General features: G+C 40.0%; 25 protein-coding genes and 5 tRNA genes. 18 read left to right on the top strand and 12 right to left on the bottom strand.

Translation table 11 applies throughout. The features are described from left to right. Positions 1–47 precede the first annotated feature (47 nt). The 5 genes from CVT08_RS09675 (at position 48) to CVT08_RS09655 (ending at position 5,598) form a co-directional block, all read left to right on the top strand. Positions 48–1,682 carry a CTP synthase gene (locus CVT08_RS09675; RefSeq protein ID WP_107856554.1) on the top strand — a complete coding sequence of 545 codons (1,635 nt, stop codon included), beginning with the start codon at positions 48–50 and terminating at the stop codon, positions 1,680–1,682. A gap of 160 nt (positions 1,683–1,842) precedes the next feature. Then, positions 1,843–2,448: an outer membrane beta-barrel protein gene (locus CVT08_RS09670; RefSeq protein ID WP_107856553.1), complete on the top strand. Its 606-nt coding sequence runs from the start codon at positions 1,843–1,845 to the stop codon at positions 2,446–2,448. A gap of 289 nt (positions 2,449–2,737) precedes the next feature. Continuing rightward, the gene (gene recJ, locus CVT08_RS09665) at positions 2,738–4,312 is read left to right on the top strand and encodes a single-stranded-DNA-specific exonuclease RecJ (RefSeq protein WP_107856552.1); all 1,575 of its coding nucleotides are present in this window, start codon (positions 2,738–2,740) and stop codon (positions 4,310–4,312) included. Positions 4,313–4,518: 206 nt separating this feature from the next. Next, the gene (locus CVT08_RS09660) at positions 4,519–5,109 is read left to right on the top strand and encodes a hypothetical protein (protein WP_230855935.1); all 591 of its coding nucleotides are present in this window, start codon (positions 4,519–4,521) and stop codon (positions 5,107–5,109) included. A gap of 105 nt (positions 5,110–5,214) precedes the next feature. Continuing rightward, positions 5,215–5,598 carry a hypothetical protein gene (locus tag CVT08_RS09655; protein WP_108700401.1) on the top strand — a complete coding sequence of 128 codons (384 nt, stop codon included), beginning with the start codon at positions 5,215–5,217 and terminating at the stop codon, positions 5,596–5,598. A 24-nt stretch (positions 5,599–5,622) separates the two neighbouring features. On the opposite strand, the gene CVT08_RS09650 is transcribed toward CVT08_RS09655, so the two are convergent. Beyond that, positions 5,623–5,841, bottom strand: coding sequence for a hypothetical protein (locus CVT08_RS09650; protein ID WP_103574159.1), 219 nt, complete (start codon positions 5,839–5,841; stop codon positions 5,623–5,625). 169 nt (positions 5,842–6,010) lie between these two features. Here CVT08_RS09650 and CVT08_RS09645 point away from each other — a divergent pair, with 169 nt between their 5' ends. Then, on the top strand, positions 6,011–6,595 hold the full coding sequence (locus CVT08_RS09645) for a hypothetical protein (RefSeq protein ID WP_107856550.1): 585 nt from the start codon (positions 6,011–6,013) through the stop codon (positions 6,593–6,595). Between the two features lie 120 nt (positions 6,596–6,715). Further along, positions 6,716–7,198, top strand: a complete 483-nt coding sequence (locus CVT08_RS09640; protein WP_107856549.1) for a hypothetical protein — start codon at positions 6,716–6,718, stop codon at positions 7,196–7,198. Positions 7,199–7,215: 17 nt separating this feature from the next. Here the strand turns inward: CVT08_RS09640 and CVT08_RS09635 are convergent, their stop codons facing one another. From CVT08_RS09635 to CVT08_RS09605, 7 genes are all read right to left on the bottom strand, one after another. After that, positions 7,216–7,848, bottom strand: coding sequence for a protein-L-isoaspartate(D-aspartate) O-methyltransferase (locus CVT08_RS09635; RefSeq protein WP_107856548.1), 633 nt, complete (start codon positions 7,846–7,848; stop codon positions 7,216–7,218). 60 nt (positions 7,849–7,908) lie between these two features. Next, positions 7,909–8,676, bottom strand: coding sequence for a carbon-nitrogen hydrolase family protein (locus tag CVT08_RS09630; protein WP_107856547.1), 768 nt, complete (start codon positions 8,674–8,676; stop codon positions 7,909–7,911). Beyond that, a complete protein-coding gene (locus CVT08_RS09625) occupies positions 8,677–9,171 on the bottom strand; it encodes a hypothetical protein (RefSeq protein WP_107856546.1) in 495 nt (164 codons plus the stop codon). Then, positions 9,158–10,180 carry a ribonucleotide-diphosphate reductase subunit beta gene (locus CVT08_RS09620; protein ID WP_009494790.1) on the bottom strand — a complete coding sequence of 341 codons (1,023 nt, stop codon included), beginning with the start codon at positions 10,178–10,180 and terminating at the stop codon, positions 9,158–9,160. Before CVT08_RS09620 ends, CVT08_RS09625 begins: the two co-directional genes overlap by 14 nt. A 71-nt stretch (positions 10,181–10,251) precedes the next feature. Further along, complete coding sequence (locus CVT08_RS09615; RefSeq protein WP_107856545.1) at positions 10,252–11,376, bottom strand: PepSY-associated TM helix domain-containing protein; 1,125 nt, start codon at positions 11,374–11,376, stop codon at positions 10,252–10,254. A gap of 82 nt (positions 11,377–11,458) precedes the next feature. After that, positions 11,459–12,199: a spore coat protein gene (locus CVT08_RS09610; protein WP_107856544.1), complete on the bottom strand. Its 741-nt coding sequence runs from the start codon at positions 12,197–12,199 to the stop codon at positions 11,459–11,461. A gap of 102 nt (positions 12,200–12,301) precedes the next feature. Continuing rightward, positions 12,302–12,377, bottom strand: a tRNA-Ala gene (locus tag CVT08_RS09605). 103 nt (positions 12,378–12,480) lie between these two features. On the opposite strand from CVT08_RS09605, the gene CVT08_RS09600 reads away from it, so the two are divergent. The 7 genes from CVT08_RS09600 to CVT08_RS09575 all read left to right on the top strand — a co-directional run bounded on the left by CVT08_RS09600 (position 12,481) and on the right by CVT08_RS09575 (position 15,144). Further along, a tRNA-Gly gene (locus CVT08_RS09600) sits at positions 12,481–12,555 on the top strand. 9 nt (positions 12,556–12,564) lie between these two features. Further along, positions 12,565–12,651, top strand: a tRNA-Leu gene (locus CVT08_RS09595). 7 nt (positions 12,652–12,658) lie between these two features. Continuing rightward, positions 12,659–12,732 (top strand) — tRNA-Cys (locus CVT08_RS09590). Between the two features lie 31 nt (positions 12,733–12,763). Beyond that, positions 12,764–12,919: a hypothetical protein gene (locus CVT08_RS09585; protein WP_009295236.1), complete on the top strand. Its 156-nt coding sequence runs from the start codon at positions 12,764–12,766 to the stop codon at positions 12,917–12,919. A 57-nt stretch (positions 12,920–12,976) separates the two neighbouring features. Continuing rightward, positions 12,977–13,066, top strand: a tRNA-Ser gene (locus tag CVT08_RS09580). A 210-nt stretch (positions 13,067–13,276) separates the two neighbouring features. Then, entirely contained in the window at positions 13,277–13,486 is a 210-nt protein-coding gene (locus CVT08_RS10285) for a hypothetical protein (RefSeq protein WP_230855934.1), read from the top strand. After that, complete coding sequence (locus CVT08_RS09575; protein ID WP_230855933.1) at positions 13,447–15,144, top strand: nuclease-related domain-containing DEAD/DEAH box helicase; 1,698 nt, start codon at positions 13,447–13,449, stop codon at positions 15,142–15,144. Before CVT08_RS10285 ends, CVT08_RS09575 begins: the two co-directional genes overlap by 40 nt. A gap of 6 nt (positions 15,145–15,150) precedes the next feature. Here CVT08_RS09575 and tpx read toward each other — a convergent pair whose 3' ends face one another. The 3 genes from tpx to CVT08_RS09560 all read right to left on the bottom strand — a co-directional run bounded on the left by tpx (position 15,151) and on the right by CVT08_RS09560 (position 17,507). Beyond that, positions 15,151–15,681 (bottom strand): thiol peroxidase, encoded by a 531-nt coding sequence (gene tpx, locus CVT08_RS09570; RefSeq protein ID WP_107856543.1) that lies wholly within the window; start codon positions 15,679–15,681, stop codon positions 15,151–15,153. Positions 15,682–15,690: 9 nt separating this feature from the next. Continuing rightward, entirely contained in the window at positions 15,691–16,833 is a 1,143-nt protein-coding gene (locus tag CVT08_RS09565; RefSeq protein ID WP_107856542.1) for a trans-sulfuration enzyme family protein, read from the bottom strand. A 218-nt stretch (positions 16,834–17,051) separates the two neighbouring features. After that, on the bottom strand, positions 17,052–17,507 hold the full coding sequence (locus CVT08_RS09560) for a DIP1984 family protein (RefSeq protein ID WP_021089206.1): 456 nt from the start codon (positions 17,505–17,507) through the stop codon (positions 17,052–17,054). 88 nt (positions 17,508–17,595) lie between these two features. Here CVT08_RS09560 and CVT08_RS09555 point away from each other — a divergent pair, with 88 nt between their 5' ends. Beyond that, positions 17,596–18,762 carry a MalY/PatB family protein gene (locus CVT08_RS09555; RefSeq protein ID WP_107856541.1) on the top strand — a complete coding sequence of 389 codons (1,167 nt, stop codon included), beginning with the start codon at positions 17,596–17,598 and terminating at the stop codon, positions 18,760–18,762. A gap of 744 nt (positions 18,763–19,506) precedes the next feature. Here CVT08_RS09555 and sodB read toward each other — a convergent pair. Then, a complete protein-coding gene (gene sodB / locus CVT08_RS09550; protein WP_103557778.1) occupies positions 19,507–20,124 on the bottom strand; it encodes a superoxide dismutase [Fe] in 618 nt (205 codons plus the stop codon). A 476-nt stretch (positions 20,125–20,600) separates the two neighbouring features. Between sodB and CVT08_RS09545 the strand changes: the two genes are divergently transcribed. The 3 genes from CVT08_RS09545 to CVT08_RS09535 are packed head-to-tail and all read left to right on the top strand — an operon-like array spanning position 20,601 to position 23,430. After that, the gene (locus tag CVT08_RS09545) at positions 20,601–21,593 is read left to right on the top strand and encodes a DctP family TRAP transporter solute-binding subunit (RefSeq protein ID WP_021089263.1); all 993 of its coding nucleotides are present in this window, start codon (positions 20,601–20,603) and stop codon (positions 21,591–21,593) included. After that, positions 21,593–22,135 (top strand): TRAP transporter small permease, encoded by a 543-nt coding sequence (locus CVT08_RS09540; protein ID WP_107856716.1) that lies wholly within the window; start codon positions 21,593–21,595, stop codon positions 22,133–22,135. The genes CVT08_RS09545 and CVT08_RS09540 overlap by 1 nt, the downstream gene beginning before the upstream one ends. An 11-nt stretch (positions 22,136–22,146) precedes the next feature. After that, positions 22,147–23,430, top strand: coding sequence for a TRAP transporter large permease (locus CVT08_RS09535; protein ID WP_107856717.1), 1,284 nt, complete (start codon positions 22,147–22,149; stop codon positions 23,428–23,430). Positions 23,431–23,432: the final 2 nt, after the last annotated feature.

The following is a 23,432-nucleotide window of genomic DNA, read 5'->3' as shown; positions in this document are numbered from 1 at the left end:
GGGTATAATCGGCAGATTAAAAAATAACTAAAGTTAAGGAAAATTTGATGGCAAAAGAGACGAAGTATATTTTTATCACAGGTGGCGTTTTAAGCTCACTTGGAAAAGGCATCGCAGCTGCGTCTATCGCGACATTACTTAAAAATTCTGGCTTAAAGGTAAGTGTTTTAAAAGCTGACCCATATATCAACGTAGATCCTGGTACGATGAGCCCGCTAGAACACGGCGAAGTCTTTGTCACAGACGATGGCGCGGAGACAGACCTAGACCTTGGGCACTACGAGAGATTTTTAGATGAGAGCCTAAGTCAGGATAACAACTTCACAACAGGCAGAGTTTATAGCTCGGTCATCGAAAAAGAGCGACGTGGCGACTACCTTGGAAAGACCATTCAGGTTATCCCGCACATCGTTGGCGAGATAGTTGACCGCATAAAAAAAGCAGGCGAGGGCAAAGATGTGCTCATCGTTGAGATAGGCGGAACCGTTGGCGACATCGAGGGCTTGCCATTTTTAGAGGCGATAAGAGCCTTAAGAGTAGAAGTTGGCAAAAAAAGAGCGCTAAATATCCACCTAACACTCGTGCCATTTATCAAAGTAGCTGGCGAGCTAAAAACAAAGCCAACTCAGCATAGTGTAGGCGAGCTAAGACGCATCGGTATAAGCCCAGATATCATCATCTGCAGATCTGAAATGCCACTAAACCGCGAGCTAAAAGATAAGATCGCAGCAAGCTGTGGTGTGGAGAAAAACTGCGTCATAGAGAGCTTAGATAGCGCAAGTATCTATCAAATTCCACTTTCATTTTTAAAGCAAGACATTCTAGTGCCGATCGCTGAAAATTTAGGCTTTAGTGAGCTAAAACCAGACATGGCAAACTGGGATAGCCTAGTAAAAAGGATCATCGCCCCAACAAACGAAACAACAATCGCCTTTGTAGGCAAATATATCGATCTAAAAGAGAGCTATAAGAGCCTAACTGAGGGCATCATCCATGCTGGAGCAAATTTAGACGCTAGGGTAAATTTACGCTGGATAGATAGCGAAAAGATAGAGGAGAGTAATGTAAATGAGCTTTTAAAAGATGTGGATGGCATCTTGGTAGCTGGCGGCTTTGGCGAAAGAGGCGTTTTAGGCAAGATGCAGGCCATAAAATTTGCTCGTGAAAACAAGATCCCATATCTTGGAATTTGCCTTGGTATGCAGCTAGCGATGATCGAGTTTGCAAGGGATGTTTTGGGCTTAGAAGATGCAAATTCTATGGAATTTAATAAAGAGTGCAAAAATCCTATCATATATCTAATAGATAGCTTCATCGATGCTCACGGCAAAAAGCAGATAAGAACGCACACAAGCCCACTTGGCGGCACTATGAGGCTAGGTGCTTACAACTGCGACATCAAGCCAAAGACGCTTTTGGCTGAAATTTATGGCAACGCAAAGAGCGTAAAAGAGCGCCACCGCCACCGCTACGAGGCAAATCCAAAATACAAAGAGGTCTTTGAAAAGGCTGGCCTTATAGTAAGTGGCGAAAGCGACGGACTAGTAGAAGCAGTCGAGCTAAAAGGACATCCGTGGTTTGTAGGCGTGCAGTGTCACCCTGAATTTACTAGTCGCCTAACTAGACCAAACCCTGTAATACTTGGCTTTATAAAAGCAAGCTTGGCTAATCACGTAAAATGATAAATTTGGCAAGTTTTCTTGCCAAATTCTCTTTAAATTTCTCTCAAATTTATATTAAAAATAAAAGTAAATATATTATTGATAAAATTTAAATTATTTAAGTATTTTTTAATCTTGCTAAACATACAATGCTTACGCAATCATTTATAAAGGAGAAAAAATGAAAAATTGCGTTTTAAAAGGTGTTTTGGCACTTTCGCTTGCTAGCTCATTTGCTTTGGCACAAGGTGGATTTGTCGGAGTTGAGGGTGGCTATGATTTTAGCTCAAAGCTAAAAGCTAAAGATGGCATTAGTGCAAAGGACAGCAGGCCAAATATCGGTATCAAAGGCGGTTATGACTTTGGAGTAGCTAGAGTTTATGGTGGGTATTTCTATCATACAGAGGCTAAAGATAACAAAAGCGGAGCTCTTGCTAATATCAGCGGTAACCTTGATACAAAGTGGACAACACATAAATTTGTAGTAGGTGGTGACTACACTCCAACTATAGCTAATAACTTTAAACTAATAGCTGGTCTTTACACTGGTGTTTCAGTGATCAACCTAAAGTCACATGTTAAAAATAACAAGGCTTGGGCCACATACGATCTTACACAATCAGGCTGGTTACTTGGTACAAGACTTGGTGCTGAGTATAGCTTTGATGGACACAACGCTATTGAATTTGGTGTAAAAGCTGATAGATCTTGGTACGATGCAGACTATGCAAAAGATCTAAAGGCAACAGACATTGGCGCTTACCTAGGCTACACATATAAATTTTAATTCTTGGGGTCTTAGGACCCCTTATTTTTACTTCAAATTTACAATGGCTAATTTATAAAGAGTATCAATTTAACAAAAGTTTTTTGCCCTAAAAATCTTACTTTCAATGAAAATTATAAGAAATTAAATTTCAAAAAGATATAATCAAAGCATTCAAAATAAAGACGAAAGATTACGATGAAAAAAAAACATTTTTGTTGCCAAAATTTTGGCAGTTTAGGCGTAAATTTAAGTGAGCAAATAGCATTAGTCAAAGTTGGTAGGGCATCAAAAAGTCCTTGCCAAAGCTATGTTAACTAAAGAGGATATTAGGAATTTACTAGCACGTAGATTTTGTAACGACATACACAAAAAACTTAGTGAAATTCCAACGCCAAGCGCCCTAAAAGATATCTACAAAGGCGCTAATCGCATCAAAGAGGCGATCGAGAGAAATGAACATATCGCTATTGTTGGCGATTATGACGTTGATGGCGTGGTTTCAAGTGTGATTTTAGCCGAGTTTTTTGATGATCTTGGCGTAAAAAACTACCTAGTAAAGATCCCAAACCGCTTTAAGGATGGATACGGCTTAAACCCAGAGATCATCGACGAGCTCGTAAGCGATGTAAGTCTAATAATCACCGTCGATAACGGCATCTCGGCTAATGAAGCAGCTAGCATCTGCAAAGAAAAAGGCATTGATCTTATCATCACAGATCACCACATGCCACCAGCCGTTCTACCAGAAGCCTACGCTATCATCAATCCAAAACAAGAAGACTGTAACTTCCCAAATATCGAAATTTGCGGTGCTGAAGTGGCTTGGTATTTGGTTGGAGCGTTAAAGGATGTTTGCAAGCTAAACTATGATATGAGTAAATTTCTAGAGCTTTTAGCCATCGCGATAATCGCTGATATGATGGAGCTAAGAGATATGAACAGGATGCTTGTTCGCATGGGTATTTGCAAGTTAAATGCCTCGAAACGCTCGGCATTTTGCGTCATAAAAGAGTTTTACGGCAAGGATAAATTTGAGTGTGATGATATCAGCTTTCTTATAGCGCCTCTTATAAATTCAGCCGGACGCATGGACGATGCGATGAATTCATTTAACTTCTTGCGTGCAAAGAGCATCGAAGAGGCCTACGACTACCTTGATACGATTATCGAGTTTAACAACTCCAGAAAAGAGGAGGAGCGCCAACTCTTTGAGTGCTCACTAAAGGACGTAAAAGAGGACGATGAGGTCATCATCACCTGGGGCGAGCAGTGGCATGAGGGCGTGATAGGCATCGTGGCCAGCCGCCTGGCAAAGCACTTTGCAAAGCCAGCTATCGTCTTTAGCATCGATAAAGGCCGCGCAAAAGGCAGTGCTAGAAGCGTTGGCAAGCTTGATATCTTATCACTCATCGCAAGCCACGAAGATCTGCTAACAAGCTATGGCGGTCACAAAGGTGCAGCAGGGCTAACGCTTGCGCCTGAAAATTTGGAAAAATTTAAAGAGGCGATAAATAAAAGCTGCTCATGCCTAAATATGCAAGAGTGCAAAAGCTCAGATGAGCTACTTGGCGACATAATGCCAAGCGAGATCGACTTTGAGTTGCTTGAAATTTTGGAATTTTACGAGCCATACGGACAGAAAAATCCACGCCCAGTCTTTAAGATAGAAAATGCCGTCGTGAAAAATGAGAGGCTCATAGGCAGGGATCAAAACCACTTAAAACTTATCTTGCAAAAAGACAACAAAACGCTTGAGGCACTATTTTTTAACTTCACAAGGCACGTTAGGGTGGGTGAGATAGTGGATATCATCTTTTGCGTATCTAAAAATTCGTTTCGTGGGCTTGTGACACCACAGCTTTTAATAAGAGAAATTTTATAGTATTTTGCCTAGTTGTTTGAAATTTAACGACTAGGTGTTATTTTTTAATAATTAAAAATTTTATAAATTTATCTTTATAAATCCCTAAAATACGTACTATATAAATAAAATAAATTTATCAATGCTTATTTAATATTATAAATTAATAATATTTTAAAATAAAATCCGTAAAATTACATTTACATTATATTTTTAAAGGATTGAAAATGAAAAGTTCATTTTTGAAAGCTAGCATGATTGCATGTGCGGTTTGCTCATTTGCTATGGCAGAGGGAGCATTTATTGGTTACGAGGGCGGTTACTCTTTTGCGTCAAAGTGGAAAGAGAAAACAACAGACGGCGAGAGCGGAACCGTTAGAAAAGGTCAGTTTAACAGCGGTGTAAAAGCTGGTTATGACTTTGATAGTTTTAGAGCTTACGGTGCTTATTTTTATAGTTTTCAAACAAAAAAGCAAGTAGACAATGACACTGATGACAAATTTAATGTTAAATGGAAAAAGCACAGCTTATTGGCTGGAATTGATTACACTCCAAGCATCACCAAAGATATCAAACTTGTTGCGGGCGGTTACACTGGCGTATCAAGACTTACGATCACAAGAGACGATGTGAATAAAAAATTCTATGATACAGGATTGGTTTTAGGTGCTAAATTTGGTGCTGAGTACCTTCTTGATGAAAACAACATCCTAGAAGCTGGCATGAAGACTGACTACGCTTTCTACAAAGCAGACGATGTTAGCAAAGTTAGAGAGAGCAACATCGGTCTTTACGTAGGCTACACTTATAAATTTTAATATTAAACATTCCCTCCTTAAGAAATTTGCGCCCTAGTTTGGGCGTAAATTTATCTTTTTACTATTTTCAAATAAATTTAATATACTTTCCAAAAAGGATACAAAATGAAGAAAATAATATTGTCTCTATCTATGCTCTTGACCTCTACGTTTGCGGTTGATTGTAATAACGCATTTATTAAAGCTGTTGTAAGCATGATCGATGAGCCAGCTCCCACAAGAGTCGATGAAAATAGCGTAATAATGGGTGCTACATGTGAAAATGAGACCCTAAAAACCACCTTTGTTATAAATGATAGCGAGGATATTAAATTTAGTAAATTTACTAAAGATCAGATAGAGGAGTTTAAAAAGATGCAGACTGAAATGCTAAAAGAGGACTTTTGTAGTAGTAAAAATCCTCTTATCGATAAAGCTTCGTGGATATATAGCTATGAGAACGGCAAAAATTTTACTGTGATAAATTTGACAAAAGAGGATTGCAGGTAAATTCTGGGGTTGCCCCCAGGAAATTTAAGCTTTTTTGTCTTCAAGCTCTTTTAGATGAGCTTTTACAAACTCACCAAATTCATCTTGAGTTAGCACTCTTTTAGCAAGTTTTTCCTTGCATTTTTTGCCAAGCTCGCCAAGTGTTGCTCTATTTTTTTGGCTTTGTGATTTGCCAAATTTTGAAAGAATCGCATTTAGCTCATGCTCTTCGCTGAAATTTACTAGCTCTTTATCTAGTGCCATTTTCTCTCCTTTGATGAAAATTTCTTCTAATTTTAAAATTTAATAGTAAATATAAATAAATTTAAATTTTAAAGGCTAAAAATAGCGAAAAATAGGGCTTTGTTAAATTTAAATTTCATATAGATTAAACGCGTAATAGTAAAATCACGAAAATTTTTAAAGGAGAAGTATGAAAAATTTACTTGTAAAATCAAGCTTGGTTTTAGCTTTAGTTAGTTCAGCTGCACTTGCTCAAGGTGCATTTGTCGGTGGCGAAGGCGATTATTCGTTCAACTCAAAGATAAAAACTAAAAATATCGCAAAAAGCGAGAAAAATAACTTCAACAAAGGTCACTACGGACTTGGTTTTTATGGCGGTTATGATTTTGATAGCTATAGAGCGTATGGCGGCTACTACTACGACTTTAAAGCTAGAAAAAATGCTGGTGAAGCAGACGCAAAATGGAGCAAACATAAGCTTTTAGCAGGCGTTGACTACACTCCAAACATCACTGAAAACTTTAAAGCTGTGCTTGGCGGATACGCTGGTCTTGGCTATCTAAGTGTTAGACAAAGCTTTGAAAACGAAACTAGCAAGAAAAATTTCAAAGGCTTGCTAGTTGGCGCAAAAGCTGGCGGTCAGTACTCATTTGACGCTCACAACGCACTAGAGTTTGGTCTAAAAGCTGATAAGACATTTTATAAGAAAAATAGCGGCGCTCAGCTAAGGGATACAAGTGTTGGGATTTACACAGGCTACACTTATAAATTCTAAATTTATGGCAAGGCTTAGGCTTTGCCTCTCCTAAAAACTCACATTTATTCTTTAAATTTATAACTCAAGCAACTTTTAAGTGGCACAAGATAGAATGGCTCTTATTTAAAAAGGAGAAAAATGAAAACCAAATCGCTTCTTGCCATTGTGCTCTGTGCTGTTTTTAGTAGCCTTGCCTTTTGCGAACCAAAAAGCGAGCCAACACTAACAAAAAGTAGAAATTTAATTGGTCAGACGGTGCCAGGCGCTATTTTAGGCATTAAGGTGCCAAAAGAGTATCAAGCCAAATTTGATAGTGCAAAGCCTAGGATGCAGGAATTTTTAGCAAATATGGCATGCTATAAGGCTAATAAAAATGATAAATTTATGGAAGCAGGCACAAGGGCACCTGCACTAAGAAGAGATGATAGCCATTTAAAAAGGGCTAGTGGCACTTGTAGTGACAGCGTCGATATCTTGAGTATAGAAAATGTGAAATTTATCGCCGAAAATGCATTTAGTTTTAGCGTTACATTTATCACAGCAGATGGCGAAGAGACTACAAAATTTGATGATCTTATATTTACGCAGCACCCTAGCGGTGAGTGGCTGGTTAGGTGGTAGTTGTAGAGGTAAAACCTCTACTCTCTGCCCTCAAGAAGTGGCACAAAAAGGCACTCGTCTAAAAACTCTTTTTCTAAATTTCCACTCTCATCTTTTCTAAATTTAGCGATAAACTGCTTACCATCTTTTTTCATCGGAGCGACCAAGATACCGCCATTTTTTAGCTGGCTAAACAAATTTGGCGAGATCTCATCAGCAGCAGCAGAGAGTAAAATTCTATCAAACGGCGCATAGCTTCGCCAGCCGTTGTTGCCGTCATCATATCTTACGTGCACATTTTTGATCTTTAGCGCCTCGAAGCGTTTTTTTGCCTCCATGGCTAGCTTTTCTATGCGCTCGACGCTAAAAATTCTATGCGCGAGCTTGCTTAGTATCGCTGCTTGATAGCCGCTGCCACAGCCTATTTCTAGGATGTTATCCATATTTTCGCACTCTAGTGCCATCGTCATCTTTGCTACCGTTAGGGGCGAGCTGATCCACTGGTTGCCAAGGATTGGCTGCGCGTCAAGCTTGTAAGCGTGTGCCGGGATAGGCACGAAAATTTCACGCTCGGTTGTTGATATAGCGTCAAACAAAAGCGGACTTAGCGTGATCTCGTCGGCTATGTCGCTAGCTAAATTTTGGCATTTTATCGCTTCTAATTGGGTCAAAATTTCTATCCTAAACAAATTTTAAATCGTTATTATACGATTTAAAGCTTATCTTAAAATTTATAAAAGCCCTAAATTTTTCTTTATCTGTGTGATCAAATTTGCGTCAAAAACCGCGCTTGCTTCTAGCGTACCGTCTGGCAAAAAGACCCCAGTGGTCTCAAGATCTAGCGAGCTTGAGATCATGACGTAGCAGTTATTTGCGATGGCTAGCGCCTTGCAAAGGCTAAGGTAGGCTTCTTCTCTAGCCTTGCCCCACATGGCTGGCACCATGATGATGTCGCACCCTCTTAGTTTTGCCCAAAGCCTGCTATCACGCAGCTCAAAGCATATCAGCACGCCAAGCTTTAGCCCTTTAAATGTAAATGCATTTATATCGCTCACCTCGCCGGCGGCAAAAATCTCATGCTCTAAATTTGGCCGAAAAAGTTCGGCTTTAAATTGTGAATGAAAGACGTTATTTGAGTTAAGAAGCAAAAATTCATTATAAATTTTTGCCTGCTGTGGGGCTAAATTTGAAATTTGAGCGAGCCCTGCGCTTTTGTTTAGGCTGCTAAGGTGCGTAAAACCAAGAAATTTATCTGGGCTAAGCGCCTCTTGCAAGCGCTCAAGCAGCATCGCATCAAAGCTGCCTATCATGCCACCAAGCATAGCTTTGTTCGCCCCAGCAAAAAAGCCGTCAAAATCATAGCCGCTTATGCAAAGCTCGCTTGCAAGCAGGAGAGAGTTTTCTGGCGCAGCCTCAACTAAATTTGCAAGCTCCTCTAGCCGCTCGGTAGCATTTTTTGCCTTTAAAGTTAGGCTTATTAGGTTTAAATTTTCGCTCATTTATTTTCCAAATACAAATATAGTTTGCTTTGGCGCATGGCAATTTTCTGGAATTCTAAAATCCATATCCGTCCCGCCAATTTCAGGAGTTGGCTTTAGTAAAACAGTTATGGCTGTGATCTTGTCATCACGCTGCGAGAGCGGATCGTTAAAGACCCAGACTTCGTAAGAAAACGATGTTTTATCGTCAAAATATACCATCCTGGTCTCTTTTAGGTCGCTATATTTGAAGTTGCACGCTTTGTTTATCTCTTTAAAAACATCAACAACAAGTGCAGAGCCAATAGGCGCCAGACTTGGCCAGACATCGCCAGCTGGCATGCTTTGGTAGGTGACGGCATCTTTAGTTTCGTTAGTTTTAGCAAGTATGTAAGGGTTAAAACTATTTAGCAAATCCTTATTTGCTATGCTAATGGCTCTTTCATTGCTACTGCTAGCACATCCAGCCAAAAGCACGCAGGCAAGGGATAAGATACTATTTTTAAAAGTCGTCAAAGCTGATACTTCCCTTGCTATAGTTTGTCACCTTTGCTTCAAAGAAATTTGACTTTTGGTCGTTAAATTTCGCAAAGTCATCGACCCATTTGATCGGATGAGCGACGTTGTATTTGCGTTTTAGGCCGATCGCAACTAGGCGCTGGTCGATGAGATAGTGGATATACTGCTCGATGATATCATCAGTAAAGCCCATTATTTGGTTTTGGGTGATGTATTTGCCCCATTTTATCTCTAAATTTCCAGCTTTTTCAAACATATCATAAATTTTCGCCTCAGTCTCAGGCGTGAAAAGGTCAGGCCTTTCCTTGCGGACTGAATTTATCATGTTTTGAAACAAAAGCAGGTGCGTGATCTCGTCGCGTTGGATGAAGCGGATCATCTGCGCTGAGCCTAGCATCTTGCCAGCGCGAGCTAGAGCGTAGATCGCCGTAAAGCCGCTGTAAAAATAAATGCCCTCTAAAATTTGGTTTGCCACCATCGCCAGTAGTAGCTTCTCATCAGTCACTTCGCCTGCAAGCTCCTCATAGACGCTTGAGATGTAGTCGTTTTTCTCGCGCAAGACGTCGTCGTGCTTCTCCATCTCGTAGATGAGGTCGGTGTTGTCACAGATCGCCTCGACCATGACGGCGTAAGACTTGCTGTGGTTTGCCTCTTCGTAGGCTTGGCGGCTTAGCACGGCATTGATCTCTGGTGCTGTTATGTAAGGGTTTATGTTGTCAGCTAGGTTGTTCGTCTGAAAGCTATCCATCGAGATGAGCTGGCTCCAAACTAGGTCGTACATGCGTTTTTCGGCCTCTGTAAGGTTGTAGGCGTAGTCACGCACGTCGTCTGTGGTATCGACCTCTTTTGGAAACCAGGTGTTTGCCTCCATGAGGTCCCAAAGCTTTAACGCCCACTCGTATTTTGCCTTGGTGAAATTTAAAATGCCGTGTGGGTTGCCGTTAAAGACTCTTCTGTCGGTCAAATTTTCATTTGAACTTGGGTTGTAAATGCGTTTTCTGTTCATAAATTTCTCTCTTGTTTGTGGTAAAAATTTCTTAAAATCTTACCCAAAGCAAGGTAAAAATTTACTTTTATTTAGAGTGCTTTGCTCCTTTTTATGGTCATTAAAAAGCCAGTTATTATTAGTAAAACGGCGATCACGCAAGAGACGGCAAAAACGACCTGACCAACCTCGCCAAACATCTCTCCAGTATGCAGGCTAAGCACTTTTCGCCCAGCCTTTTTAGCCTCTGGGATACTTTCAGCCTTGCTAACAAGCTTATTTTCTTTTATCTTGCCAGCGCCAGCGTCAAGCTTTAGCTTGCCTACCTGACTCTCGCTAGTTTCGTAGTTTATAGTGTAGGTGCTTTGGTTGTTTTCAGGCACGTTTATCGTGAGTGATTTTAGCTCTAGCGTGACATTTTCTTTAAAAATTTGCTCCGCAGACTCGATCTCTTTAAATTTTTCATCGCTTATTGGGGTTAAATTTCTTTGAGGCATTGCTCTTTGTGCTTGGCTTGGCTTTAGCTCGAAAAATATGCTATTTACACTGCTTCTAACCCAGCCGTAAGACCAGTAAAGACCAGTTAGCGACATCACTACAAGCAAGATCGCTACGTAGGTGCCAAGGCTCGTGTGGAGGTTGAAAAAGCAGGCGTAGCCCTTTGCGTTTGGCTTGATTTTTAGCGAATTTAGGAAATTTCGCTTGATCGCTGGTGCGTAGAGGATGAGGCCGCTGATGGCAAGCAGTGCCATGATGATCGAGCTAATGGCGACTATTTGCTTGCCGATATTGGCTGGGACCTTACTATCAAGCAGGGCAAGGCCTAAATTTCTATGCAGACTTAGGATCACTACGCGAGCTTTTTCGCCCCAGTCCTCGCTGATCACCTCGCCACTGCGCGGATCGATGAAGAAATTTCGGAGTTTTTTGTCTTTGGTGACGCTGATGCTATAAGCTTTGTTTTCGCCGCCGATTTGTACATTTTCAAGCGTGTCAAATTTGATCTCGCCTTTTGCCTTGGCTAGAATTTCGCTTAGGCTTAAATTTGACTTTTCGTTGGGCGCTAAATTTATATATTTGTCGTTTATAGCCTCTTTTATCTCGGCTCTATACGAGGCAAATGGCGCCATAAGCGTCATGACAAGTAGCGGTATAGCCGCGATCAGACCGATTATTAGGTGGATGTTGAAAATGATTTTGTTACGCTTAAAAAGCATATATCTCCTTTTTAGATTTTAATAACGAATATTAATTTATTTTTTGTTAAGGAGAGATAAAATTTATAAGATTATTTTTTAGTTATCTGGATGTGATTTTGGATTTTGCGGCTGGCAAAAGAAGCTCAAATGTTGAAATAGCTGCATTTAGATCTTTTTTGTCTAAAAATTTAAACGGCCTTAGCAGGTAGTAAAGTGGTTTAAATTTCACTATTAAGCGCAAAGAGTGCTCGTAAATTTCGCTGCCATTAGCCTTAATGTACTCATCAATCGCCTCCTTTACAAGCTCGTTTGAAATTTTTTGTCGGTAGAGCTCGTGGATGAAAACTAGCAGATCACGACACTTTCTAAGCTCTAGATCATCGCTAAAAAATTTTGACTCAAAATCAAGAAATTTTATCTCGTCATTTTTTATGGCAATATCCCTAAGTGCTGGGCGTCCATGCGCGAAATTTAGTGCGTGAAGTCCAGCTAATGCACGGGCTACTTTTAGTAAAATTTTATGCTTAAATTTTTCATCGGTGCTATATTTAAATAGCCTAGCAACTGGCTCACCAACATCTTCTATAACGAAAAATTCATCACTTTTTAGCACGAGTTTTGGAGCAGGGGCATTTGCCTCGTTTAAAATTTCAAGCTTTTTTATCTCGGCAGCAAAAGATTTATAAGGGTTTGGTTTAAAAATTTTAGTTAAAAAGCTGCCTTCGATGCTCTTTTCAATGCGTTTTAACCAAAATTTTTGCCCATCAAATTCAAAGCTAAAAACACGCTCGTCGTTATGATCTTTTAAAATTTCATTTACATATTGTTTTAAATTTTGCATTTTGTTAATGTAGCGAAAGAATTCTAAATTTTTACATATATTTGACGTAAAATTTCATGAAAAACGTGAAAATATTTGTTAGCAAAAAAGAGATTAAATTCATGGTGGAGTTAAGCGGGATCGAACCGCCGACCTCTTGAATGCCATTCAAGCGCTCTCCCAGCTGAGCTATAACCCCAAAAGATTTGGTATTTTATCTTTTTATGGCTTACATTTTTTTGAAAGTCGTTTTTATAAAATAAATTTTTAAGCAACTTTTGGGTAACATTGCAATCTTTAATGCGGGAATAGCTCAGGGGTAGAGCACAACCTTGCCAAGGTTGGGGTCGCGAGTTCGAATCTCGTTTCCCGCTCCATTAAATTTTGCCCGAGTGGCGGAATGGTAGACGCAAGGGACTTAAAATCCCTCGGTAGTTTTTACTGTACCGGTTCAAGTCCGGTCTCGGGCACCACCAAAACGGCGACATGGCCAAGTGGTAAGGCATGAGCCTGCAAAGCTTTGATCCCCGGTTCGAATCCGGGTGTCGCCTCCAACTTCAAAAATAACTACATAAAGGGATAACAATGAAAAAATTGCTTTTAATAGTATGCATGGCATTTTTTGCGGTAGGTTGTTCAAACACTTGGCACGGCGTAAAAGAAGATACGCATAATGCTAAAGAATGGACTAAAGAAAAGGTTAATAGCGGCGCTAGTTACGTCAAAGAAAAAACAGAATAATTCTTAGTGGTTATAGCAAATTTTAAGCAAAGTTGGCTATAATCACAAATCTTTAATCGGGAGATGGCTGAGCGGTCGAAAGCGGCGGTCTTGAAAACCGTTGAGGTGTGAAAGCCTCCTGGGGTTCGAATCCCTATCTCCCGGCCACTTCAAATTTAAAATCACTTTTTTAATTTTTCAATTATTTTCTTATTTCTTCAGTTTATAAATTTGTATTTTTACCATAAAAATTCATTTTAAATTCACCCGTAAGGCTTAAATTTAGTCTAAAACTAAATTCTAACAATGTACGGTTTTAAACTCTAAGATTAAAATTTATAAAATAGCAAAGTTGTTAAAAATTTAAAGGAGTGGTTTATGAACATAAAAAGCATTTTTAGTAAGATATTTAAAGGTGAGCAGGGTGAGGCCGATGTGCTCGAGGCTATCGGTAAAATTTTAAACCAAAAAGGCGATGAAAACTACTATCTCATCCAAAGGCGAGCATTGACGATCCTGCTGGCTCATCTAGAGAGATCGACCTGCTTTTGCTCCATCCAGTGCTTGGAATTTACGTCATCGAGGTGAAAAACTGGGATGATCTTGAGCAACTAGACGAAAATAACCCCTACGAACAGGTAAAAATTTATCAAAGAATGCTTCTTACAAAGATAGAGTCAGAACTCAAAAAAGTGCCTATAAATGTCGAATACAGGGTTATTTTCCCCTCCATTAGCAAGGCCGAGGCTAGTAAATTTTACGCCAAAAATCCAAGCTATCTAAATTTAAAAAATCACACCTTTTTCAAGGACGATCTAACAGATGAGGATATCTTTGCTAAATTTTTTAACTCCTCTATAAGCACGCTACCAAACAAAAAAGAGTTTCTTAAAATTTCAGAAATGCTTGTCAATCAAAGCAGGCTAAAACAAAAGATAATCCCGATAATCACGAAAGATGAGGTGATGTTTTTTGACCACAAGCAGCTTAGTATCATGAATGGCTACACCGGCGGTTTTCGCGTGATCAGAGGCGTTGCAGGCACTGGCAAGACGATGATACTTGCAAATTTTGTCGCAAATAGGCTTGAGCGTGACGAAAATGAGAAATTTCTCGTGCTTTGTTTTAATAAAAATTTGGCCCAAAATATCAAATCAAGCTTTGGCGATAAATTTATAAACAAAAATATCGCCGTTTATCCGATCATCTCGCTGCTAAAACGCATAGAATTTGACGAGGCAAAGCTTGGCATGGATGAAAATACAAATATCAGCCAAAAGTATCAAACTTACGAAACCGACGAGGCACTTGCAGAGTTTAGAGCGAAATTTAAAGCCCACCTTGCAAAGCATCCGATCGACTACGTCCTTTGTGACGAGACTCAGGACATGCCAGCTGGCTTTATGCGTGTCATCTACGAAGAGATCAAGGACTGTATATTTTTCATCGACGAGGCGCAGAAATTTTACACATACACGATGAACAACATCGCCGATATCTTTCACCATCCAAAATTTGAGCGTATCGACATGAGAGGGCGCGTGAAAAACCTAAAAAACGTCTACCGAACACCTTCAAACATCGCTAGGTGCGCATTTGAGATCTTGCAAAAGGATTCAGCGATAAATGACTACTACAAAAAGAGCTTTTATCTAAATCAAGACTTCATCTCAGACATCCAGTGCATCTTGCAAGATGGCAGCATAAAAGTGGCTGAGCTTGATGAATTTGCGGAGCTTAAAAAGTGCATAAAAGCCTTACCAGATAGCGAAACAAGTGTCGTTTTAAGTAATAGCAAGGTCGCTGTAAATGCCATAAAAGAGAGCGTCTTACCAGAGGGTAAAAATGTAGAGGTTTTGACTATTCAGTCGATCAAGGGTCTTGAGGCGCAAAATGTCATCATCCACAACTTTTTGCCGTTTTTGCAGACCATATATAAAAATGAAAGGGAGCTTTTTTATAGAAAAATTTATGTCTTGCTAACTAGAAGCCGTGAAAATTTATACATCTCGCTGCCTAAAAAGTTGGATGAAAATTTGCCAGATGAGATAAGGCAGGTGATAGAGGTTATTAAAAAATACGCAAGCATCACGCAAGACTTGCCAAAGAAAAGCGAACAAATAAAAGAAAAATCAAGCCTAAAACTAGCCTCTATAAGGCCAGTTTTAAGAGATGTAAAAGAGGTTGGCGAGCTAGTGGTGGCAGGTAGTCAGCTCTTTGCCATCATAGCTGGGCTATTTGCATAGTAAATTTTAATGGCAGCCGCAGCCACAACCACATCCGCCGCTTTGTTTTATCGCGTCAAAAACTGCGTCGTAGTTTGGCTCTTCTGTCACTTCTGGGACGATTTGTTTGTGGATGATGACGCCATCTTTGATGACAAAGACCGCTCTTGCAAGCAAGCCTTTTAGCGCCCCATCGCTCATCAGCATGCCGTAGTTTTGGGCAAATTCGCCGTATCTAAAGTCGCTTCCCACGCGCAAATTTGCTATGCCCTCAGTCGTGCAAAATCTCCCCATCGCAAATGGCAGGTCGTTTGAGATGATGCTAAGTCTAATGCCGTGTTTGCCAGCTACTTTTTCGTTAAATTTACGAGCCTCTGCTGCGCAAACGCCAGTATCAAGTGAAGGCAAGCAGACGAGCACCTCGATGCCGTTGTTTCCACCCACGCTAAATTCGCTAAGATCTTGCGCGACCACTCTTGCTTCAGGTGCATAAGAGCCGACAAATAGCTCGTTTCCGCTTAAATTTACATCACTGCCTTTAAATTTTGTAGTTGCCATGATTTCTCCTTATCTTTTAGCTTTTTTAAACGCTTGATCAAGGTCGGCTATTAGATCATCGACATTTTCGATGCCGATGGCTAGACGAAGCAAATTTTGCTTTATGCCGATCTTATCTAGCACCTCTTTTGGATATGCCTCGTGCGTCATCGTAGCAGGCCTGCAGATAAGGCTCTCTACGCCACCAAGGCTCACTGCTAGATCAAAAATTTCTAGCGCTTTTACAAATTTATTTACATCATATTTTTCATCAAGCTCAAATGAGATAAGTGCGCCGATATCACTTGCTTGAGCCGCTTGCATCTTGGCCTCTTGCTCGCTGTATGAGCCAGGGAAATGCACCACGCTAACGGCGTCATTATTCTCTAAAAATTTGATGATTTTATGTGTGTTTTGCGTTTGCCTGTCAAACCTAACGCTAAGCGTTTTAAGCCCACGTATTAGGTAGTATGCGTCCATCGGACTGATGATGCCACCAAGCGTGTTTTTAGCAAATTTGATCTTTTCAGCCAAAGCATCATCGTTTAGCGTGACGATACCAGCGATCACGTCAGCGTGTCCGCCGATATACTTTGTAGCGCTATATACCACGATGTCAGCTCCGTGCTCAAGCACTTTTTGATAGTAAGGCGTCAAAAATGTATTATCCACGATGACTAGAGCGCCCTTTTTGTGAGCGATCTTTGAGATCTTAGCGATATCAGTCACTCTTAAGAGAGGGTTTGAGGGAGTTTCGATGAATATAGCTGCCACGTCGTCGCTTATGTCGTCTTCGCTTAAAAAATTTAGATCATCTATAAATTCGCTCTTTATGCCGTGGCTTTCAAAAACAGTCGTGACATACCTATATGTGCCACCATAGACGTTGCTATTTAGCAGGACTTTTTGCCCCGTTTTTATAAGGCTAAGTGCGGCTGCTGTTGCTGCCATGCCTGAGCCAAAACTAAATGCGTATTTGCTACCTTCGACTTTAGCAAAAATTTCATCAAATGCTTTTTTTGTAGGGTTGTTGCCACGTGAGTAGGCAAATTCTTGAAAATTTTCAAGGTCATCTTGCACGAAGGTGCTAGCTAAAAATACTGGAGGAACGACCGCTTTGTTTGGGTTGTTTTTAGCTTCGATGCCTTTTACGATGAGAGTATCTAGTTTCATAAATTTCCTTTTTAAAATTTTACGAAATTTTACATGATAAAGATTAATTTTCCCCAAACCCACCCAAAATATAGCCAAACCAGTAAGTGGTAGTAAAAGTGCTTTTTAAAATTACATTTGTAAGATTGCTAAGACTAAATTTAAGCTTTTGCCTGGTCTTCGCAAGCCGCCAATGTATGGTTTTTTACTCGCTTTTGGCTAAATTTTTACCATAAATTTTACTCTACTAGATCAACCGACCAGTTTGCCTCCTGAAGCTTCATCTCAAGCTCTCTGATCTCTTTTGAAAGCGCATCCACTTGCTTTTGAAGCGCGCTAACATCGACTGTGCTTAAAATTTTGATCTCGCTATTTGAGTAAAGATCGACCTTTTGACTAGCACTCGTTGCAAACTCCCTAAGCACGTTTGCTTTTAGCGTCAAAGCGTCCTTTTTAGCGATCATCTCAGTTAGGCTCATGCCATCAAATTTAGCACTTGAGTTTGTTAAATTTATAGAGCAAATGAGCCTAAAAAGCTCGCTTGTTAGCTTGTCAAGCTCTTTTAAAAGAAGCTTTGGATCCTCGCTTGGACTTTCATTTTCCTGCGTTTTTGCGTTGCTAAGTAGCCTAACTTTTAGCTGTTCGATACGCTTTTGCGTGTCAGATCTTAGGATGAGAGCCTGAGCTAGTTTCATCATTTTTCCTTTTTGGGTATTAAATTTTTAAATCATCTTAGTATCTTTTGGGTTATAATTGATTTAAAATTTTATTTAAGGAAAAGCTATGAAGTACGATTTTGACACATTAGTAAGCAGAGAAGGCACAAACTCATCAAAATGGCGTATGAAAAATGACGTTTTGCCGATGTGGGTTGCAGATATGGACTTTAAGGCCGCACCTGAGATCTTAAGTGTCTTGCAAAAGCGCCTTGATAACGGCGTCTTTGGCTACTCGTTCATCCCAAAAGAGTGGAACGAGGCGATAAAGAGCTGGTGGCAAAGACGTCACAACGTGAGCTTAGAGAACGAGTGGATGTGCTTTTGCACTGGTGTCATACCGGCCATCTCGACTGCTATTAGGAGATTTAGCAGCCCAGGAGATCAAATCTTAGTGCAAGCGCCCGTCTATCACGTCTTTTTTAACTGCATAAAAAACAACGGCCGTGAAATTTTATCAAATGACCTTGTTTATAAAAATGGCTCTTACGAGATCGACTTTGACGACCTCGAGGCAAAGCTAGCTCAGCCGCTAACTACCATGATGCTTCTATGTAATCCTCACAATCCAATAGGCAAAATTTGGGACAAAGAGACGCTTAAAAAGATAGGCGAGCTTTGCTACAAGCACGATGTTTTGGTTATCAGCGATGAAATTCACTGCGACATAACTGATCCAGGACTAAACTACGTGCCATTTATCAGCGTGAGCGAGGAGTGCAAAAACAACTCCATCACGTGCATCTCGCCAACAAAGGCCTTTAACATAGCTGGCCTTCAAAGCTCAGCCGTCGTCACGCCAAATGAAAAGATCAGAGCAAGACTAAATGCTGCTATCAACTACGATGAGGTCGGCGAGGCAAATGCCTTTGCGATCATCGCCGCAATCGCCGCTTTTAACGAGGGCGAGGCGTGGCTTGATGAGCTTAGAGAGTATCTTTTTGAAAACAAAAACATCGTCGCAAACTTCATAAAAGAACAAGGCTTACCAGTGAAGCTTTTGCCATCGAGCGCGACCTATCTTTTGTGGCTTGACTGCAGTGCGTTTTGCGAGGATTCGAGTGAGTTTATGAATTTCTTGCGTGATAAAGCTGGACTTTGGCTAAATGACGGCAACGCTTACAGAGGAGATAGATTTTTCCTTCGTATGAATATCGCAACGCAGCGTGAGAGGGTGCTTGAAGGGCTAAAACGCTTGCAAAATGGTATAAATTTATATACTTCAAAAAGATAAATTTTGGCTGGGTGGCTTTGGAATTTAAGCCGCCTTTGCTTGATACAAAAAACTACTTGGGATATTTTAGAGTAGCAGATATTGCCTCCACTTTTAAAAATTTTGCTGATAAATTTAAGGTTGGATAGCCTACGTTGGTTCTTTGACAGCCTTAAATTTAAGCAGGAAGTTATTTGGTCGTAATAGGGCAGGTAGTAAAGCCAGTTTTTTGCTATTTTTGGTATCTCTCCAGCATGCGCTAGTGCGTTAAAGGAGTGTCTTGGTCGCGTTTGGGAATTAAGTAGCTTTCGCTCATAAATTTAGTAGTTTAAATTTGGAAAAACATAAATTTAAAGGTGAGATAGTTGCGCTGACTTTTAAACTTAGAAAAAGTCGCTTATCAAAATAGAACAGACCGCCATAAGAAACATTTTGCCCTTTTTGAAATAGTAAATATCGCACCCGTTGCTGCTAAATTTATCAACTTGAAAGCGAGATATCTCGCACTAGCGTTAAATTTAAAAGAAGCTGCTTGCCAAAACGAGAATTTGATATCTTTCAAAAAGTGATTTTGCTAATAAATTTGATGATTTTAAAGTTTATATAAAAACAGAAATTTAAAGATGAGCTAGCTTATGCTGGTTGTAAATTTATAAAAAGGTCATTTGCTAAAGTGGGAATTTACGCTCTCGTTTAAAATGATAAATTTGATAGTTAAATTTGAATAAAAGTAGAAATTTAAAGGCGGGGAGATCCCGCCAGATATTATTTATGTAGCTCTTTTGTGTAAAACTCAACTGAGCCAAGACCCTCTTTTAGCGCCCATTCGTAAGCTTGGCTTACGAATTCCCAGTTTATGTTCTCATAAAATGTCTCTAGGTATTTTGGGCGAGCGTTGAAGTTGTCGATGTAATAAGCGTGCTCCCAAACATCAACGACTAAAAGTGGCACTTTGCCATCGCTCACTGGAGTTTTTGCGTTGCTAGTTTGCACGATCTCTAGCTTTTTGCTGCTTGGATCAAATACAAGCCACGCCCAGCCTGAGCCAAAAAGCGTTGTAGCTGCTTTTAAAAATTCCTCTTTAAAGTTTGCGAAATTTGCTTCGATCGCAGCTTTTAGCTCGCCAGACATCTCGCTTTTTTTAGCGATGCAGTCCCAGTAAAAGTCGTGGTTATAAACTTGAGCGACGTTGTTGTAAAGGCCGCCTTCGCTATTTTTTAGGATTTCATAAAATGATGCGTCAGCAAATTTTGTATCTTTTATGAGATTGTTTAAATTTGCAACATAGGTCGCGTGGTGCTTGCCATAGTGGTATTCACAGGTCTTAGCACTTACTACTGCATTGGCATTTGCGTCAAACGGAAGTTTTCTTAGTTCAAACATAATAATTCCTTAATAATAAAATTTGTTATCTCGCATTATAGCCACAAAAGATTAACAAACAAAATCTCTTAAAAATTTAACCCAAAAAAATAGGGCTTTTATAAAAGCTACTTTTTTTCATTTATAAAAGATGAGCAAATTTTTCTTTATAAATTTGTGGTTAAAAAGAGTGAAATTTATATCCTAAAAAGAGCAAATTTGGCTTTTGTAAAAAGAGAAAAAGTAAATTTAAATTTTCTCTAAATGTAAAAAATAATATAAAAATATGTGTAGAAAAGTAACAAATATGCTCTATAAAAATGATAAATAAATTTTTACGTTAAATTTACAAAGCAAAAACTATCCATTTTAGATCAAAAATGTTACAAAAATACACATATAAAAATAAAGATATGTGAATTTATGAAACAAAATTTCTAAATTTTTATTTTTGAAATTTATAATGCACCTATCAAAACTATTACAAAGGATGAAAGATGAAATTCTTACAAGCTTTACTTTTTACATGTGCCATCAGTGGCTTAGCATTTGGTGCTGATAAGGTCTATACGATCAAATTTGCTCACGTTGTCGCAGCTTCTACGCCAAAGGGCAAGGCGGCTGACTTTTTTGCAAAGCGTGCTGAGGAGCTAAGTGGCGGCAAGATAAAAGTTCAAGTCTTCCCATCAGCTCAGCTACTTGATGATGATAGAGTTTTTGGCGCGCTAAAGCTTGGCAACGTTCAAATGGCAGCTCCAAGTTTTTCTAAATTTACACCTATCGTGCCGCAGTTTCAGCTATTTGACCTACCTTTCATCTTTAAGGATGCAGACCACCTTCACAAGGTTCAAGACGGTGCAGTTGGCGAGGAGCTAAAAGGCCTTGTGACTAAGAAGGGCTTTGTAGCGCTTGATTACTGGGATGCTGGATTTAAGCACTTTAGCTCAAGCAAAAAACCTATCCTCACTCCAGAAGATGCAAAAGGACAAAAATTTAGAATCCAAAGCTCAAAAGTACTTGAAGAGCAGATCAAAGCGATCGGTGGCAACCCACAAGTTCTACCATTTTCAGAGGTTTATTCTGCGCTTCAACAAGGCGTAGTTGATGCTACTGAAAACCCACTTTCAAATTTCTATAACTCTAAATTTCACGAGGTTCAAAGCTCACTTACACTTTCTCACCACGGATATCTAGGCTATCTAGTTGTTATGAGTGATAAATTTTGGAACAAACTACCAGATGATCTAAAGGCAAATGTAAAACAAGCTCTAAGCGAAGCTACAGCTTACGAGAGAGAAGAGACAGCTAAAGAGGACGCTCACGTCATAGCTCAGCTTGAAAAATATATAGCAGAGACTAAAAAGCTAGAAATTTTCAAGATCGACGACGCACAAAAAGCTGAATGGCAAAAAGTTATGCAGGCTATCTATCCTAAATTTTACGATGTCATCGGCAAAGAGCTTATAGAAAAGACAATCGAGACAAAATAATGAAGAATTTCATTAACGCTCTTGATATATTGATAGTCTCGCTTAATAAAACTATCGCCGTTTTAGGGCTAGCTAGTGGAACGCTACTAGCCTTTGCCAACGTCGTGGCTAGATACTTTTTTGATAAAAGCTGGTCATGGGCGAGCGAGCTATCAAACTACCTCTTCATTTGGTCGGCGTTTTTTGCCGCAGCGTATGGCTTTAACAAGGGCATCCACGTAAGCGTAACTATCTTGGTGGAGAAATTTCCACCAGTGCTTGCAAAGGCGTGCTTACTCTTTTCGCACATCTTAACAACTGCCTTTTTGATATTTATCGCGGTTTATTCGGTTGATTATCTTAAAATTTTGCACGAGATCGAGCAGATGATCATAGACCTTGGCATACCTCAATGGGTCCCTATGCTAGTGCTTCCAATAGCCTTCGTCACAGCTAGCTACCGCTCGGCTGAAAAGGCTATCAAAGTGGCTCTTACACCTGCAGTACAAGTAGTAAATAACGAAGCGCACGAGCTAGCTCACGGTAGCGTAGTCAAAGACTAAGGAGAAAAAAGATGACAATAGCATTTTTATTTATCCTACTTTTTGCACTGATGCTAATAGGCGTGCCAGTGGCGGTTTCGCTAGGTACAAGTACTGTTTTAACGATGATATTTTTTACAGATATCGACATCGCTACGATCCCGCAGCTAATTTTTGATGGTATCAATAAATTTTCGCTAATGGCGATCCCTATGTTTATCTTGGCTGGAAATTTACTAAGTAAAGGCGGCTCAGCAAGACGTATCATCGACTTTGCAAAGTCTATGGTCGGACACTTGCCAGGCGGTCTTCCTATGAGTGCGATATTTGCCTGCATCATCTTTGCTGCAGTCTCTGGAAGCTCGCCTGCGACAGTTGTGGCTATTGGCTCAATTATGTTTGCAGCGATAAAAGAGGCTGGCTATCCAAAAGAGTACGCAGTGGGCGGCATAACTACGGCTGGCTCGCTTGGAATTTTGATCCCGCCTTCAGTTGTTATGATCGTGTACGGCGTAACGGCAGAGGTTAGCATCGGTAAGCTCTTTATGGCAGGCGTTGTGCCAGGTCTAATGCTTGGTGGCATGATGCTTGCTCAGACCTACGTCGGTGCAAAAAAGCTTGGCTTTAAAGCGACTAAGGCTGAGCCATTTAAAGTAAGAGTGCAGAAATTTGCAAAAGCATTTTGGGCACTTCTAATCGTCGTTGTGGTTATTGGTGGAATTTATGGAGGCATATTCACTCCGACAGAAGCTGCTGCGGCAAGCGCGGTCTATGCGCTATTTATCTCACTTTTTATCTATAGAGATATAAAGATAAAAGATCTTTGGGATATCTGCCTAGACTCAGCCCTTACAACAGCTATGATATTTTTCATCATCGCAAATGCCGTTGTTTTTGCTTATTTGCTAACTAGCGAGCAGATCCCGCAAGCGATCGCTTCGATGATACTTGACGCAAATATCGGCATGATAGGATTTTTGATATTTGTAAATATATTGCTCTTTATCATGGGTCAGTTTATGGAGCCTTCAAGCGTTATCATGATCATGGTGCCGCTCTTGCTTCCGATAGCTACGCAGCTTGGCGTTGATCCTATTCACTTTGGTATTATCTTGGTTGTAAATATGGAGATAGGTATGGTGACTCCGCCTGTTGGACTAAATTTATTTGTCGCAAGCGGTCTTACAAATATGAACCTAAAAGAGGTTATCATGGCGTGCTTGCCATGGACGCTAACCTTGTTCTTTGGTCTTATCTTGGTTACTTATATACCACAAATTTCACTTTGGCTACCAAACATAATGTATGGACATTAAAA

The organism is Campylobacter concisus (assembly GCF_003048835.2).
Taxonomy (GTDB): Bacteria; Campylobacterota; Campylobacteria; order Campylobacterales; family Campylobacteraceae; genus Campylobacter_A; species Campylobacter_A concisus_D.
The sequence above is the reverse complement of the archived record's forward strand: the minus strand, read 5'-3'. Positions and strand labels throughout refer to the sequence as shown.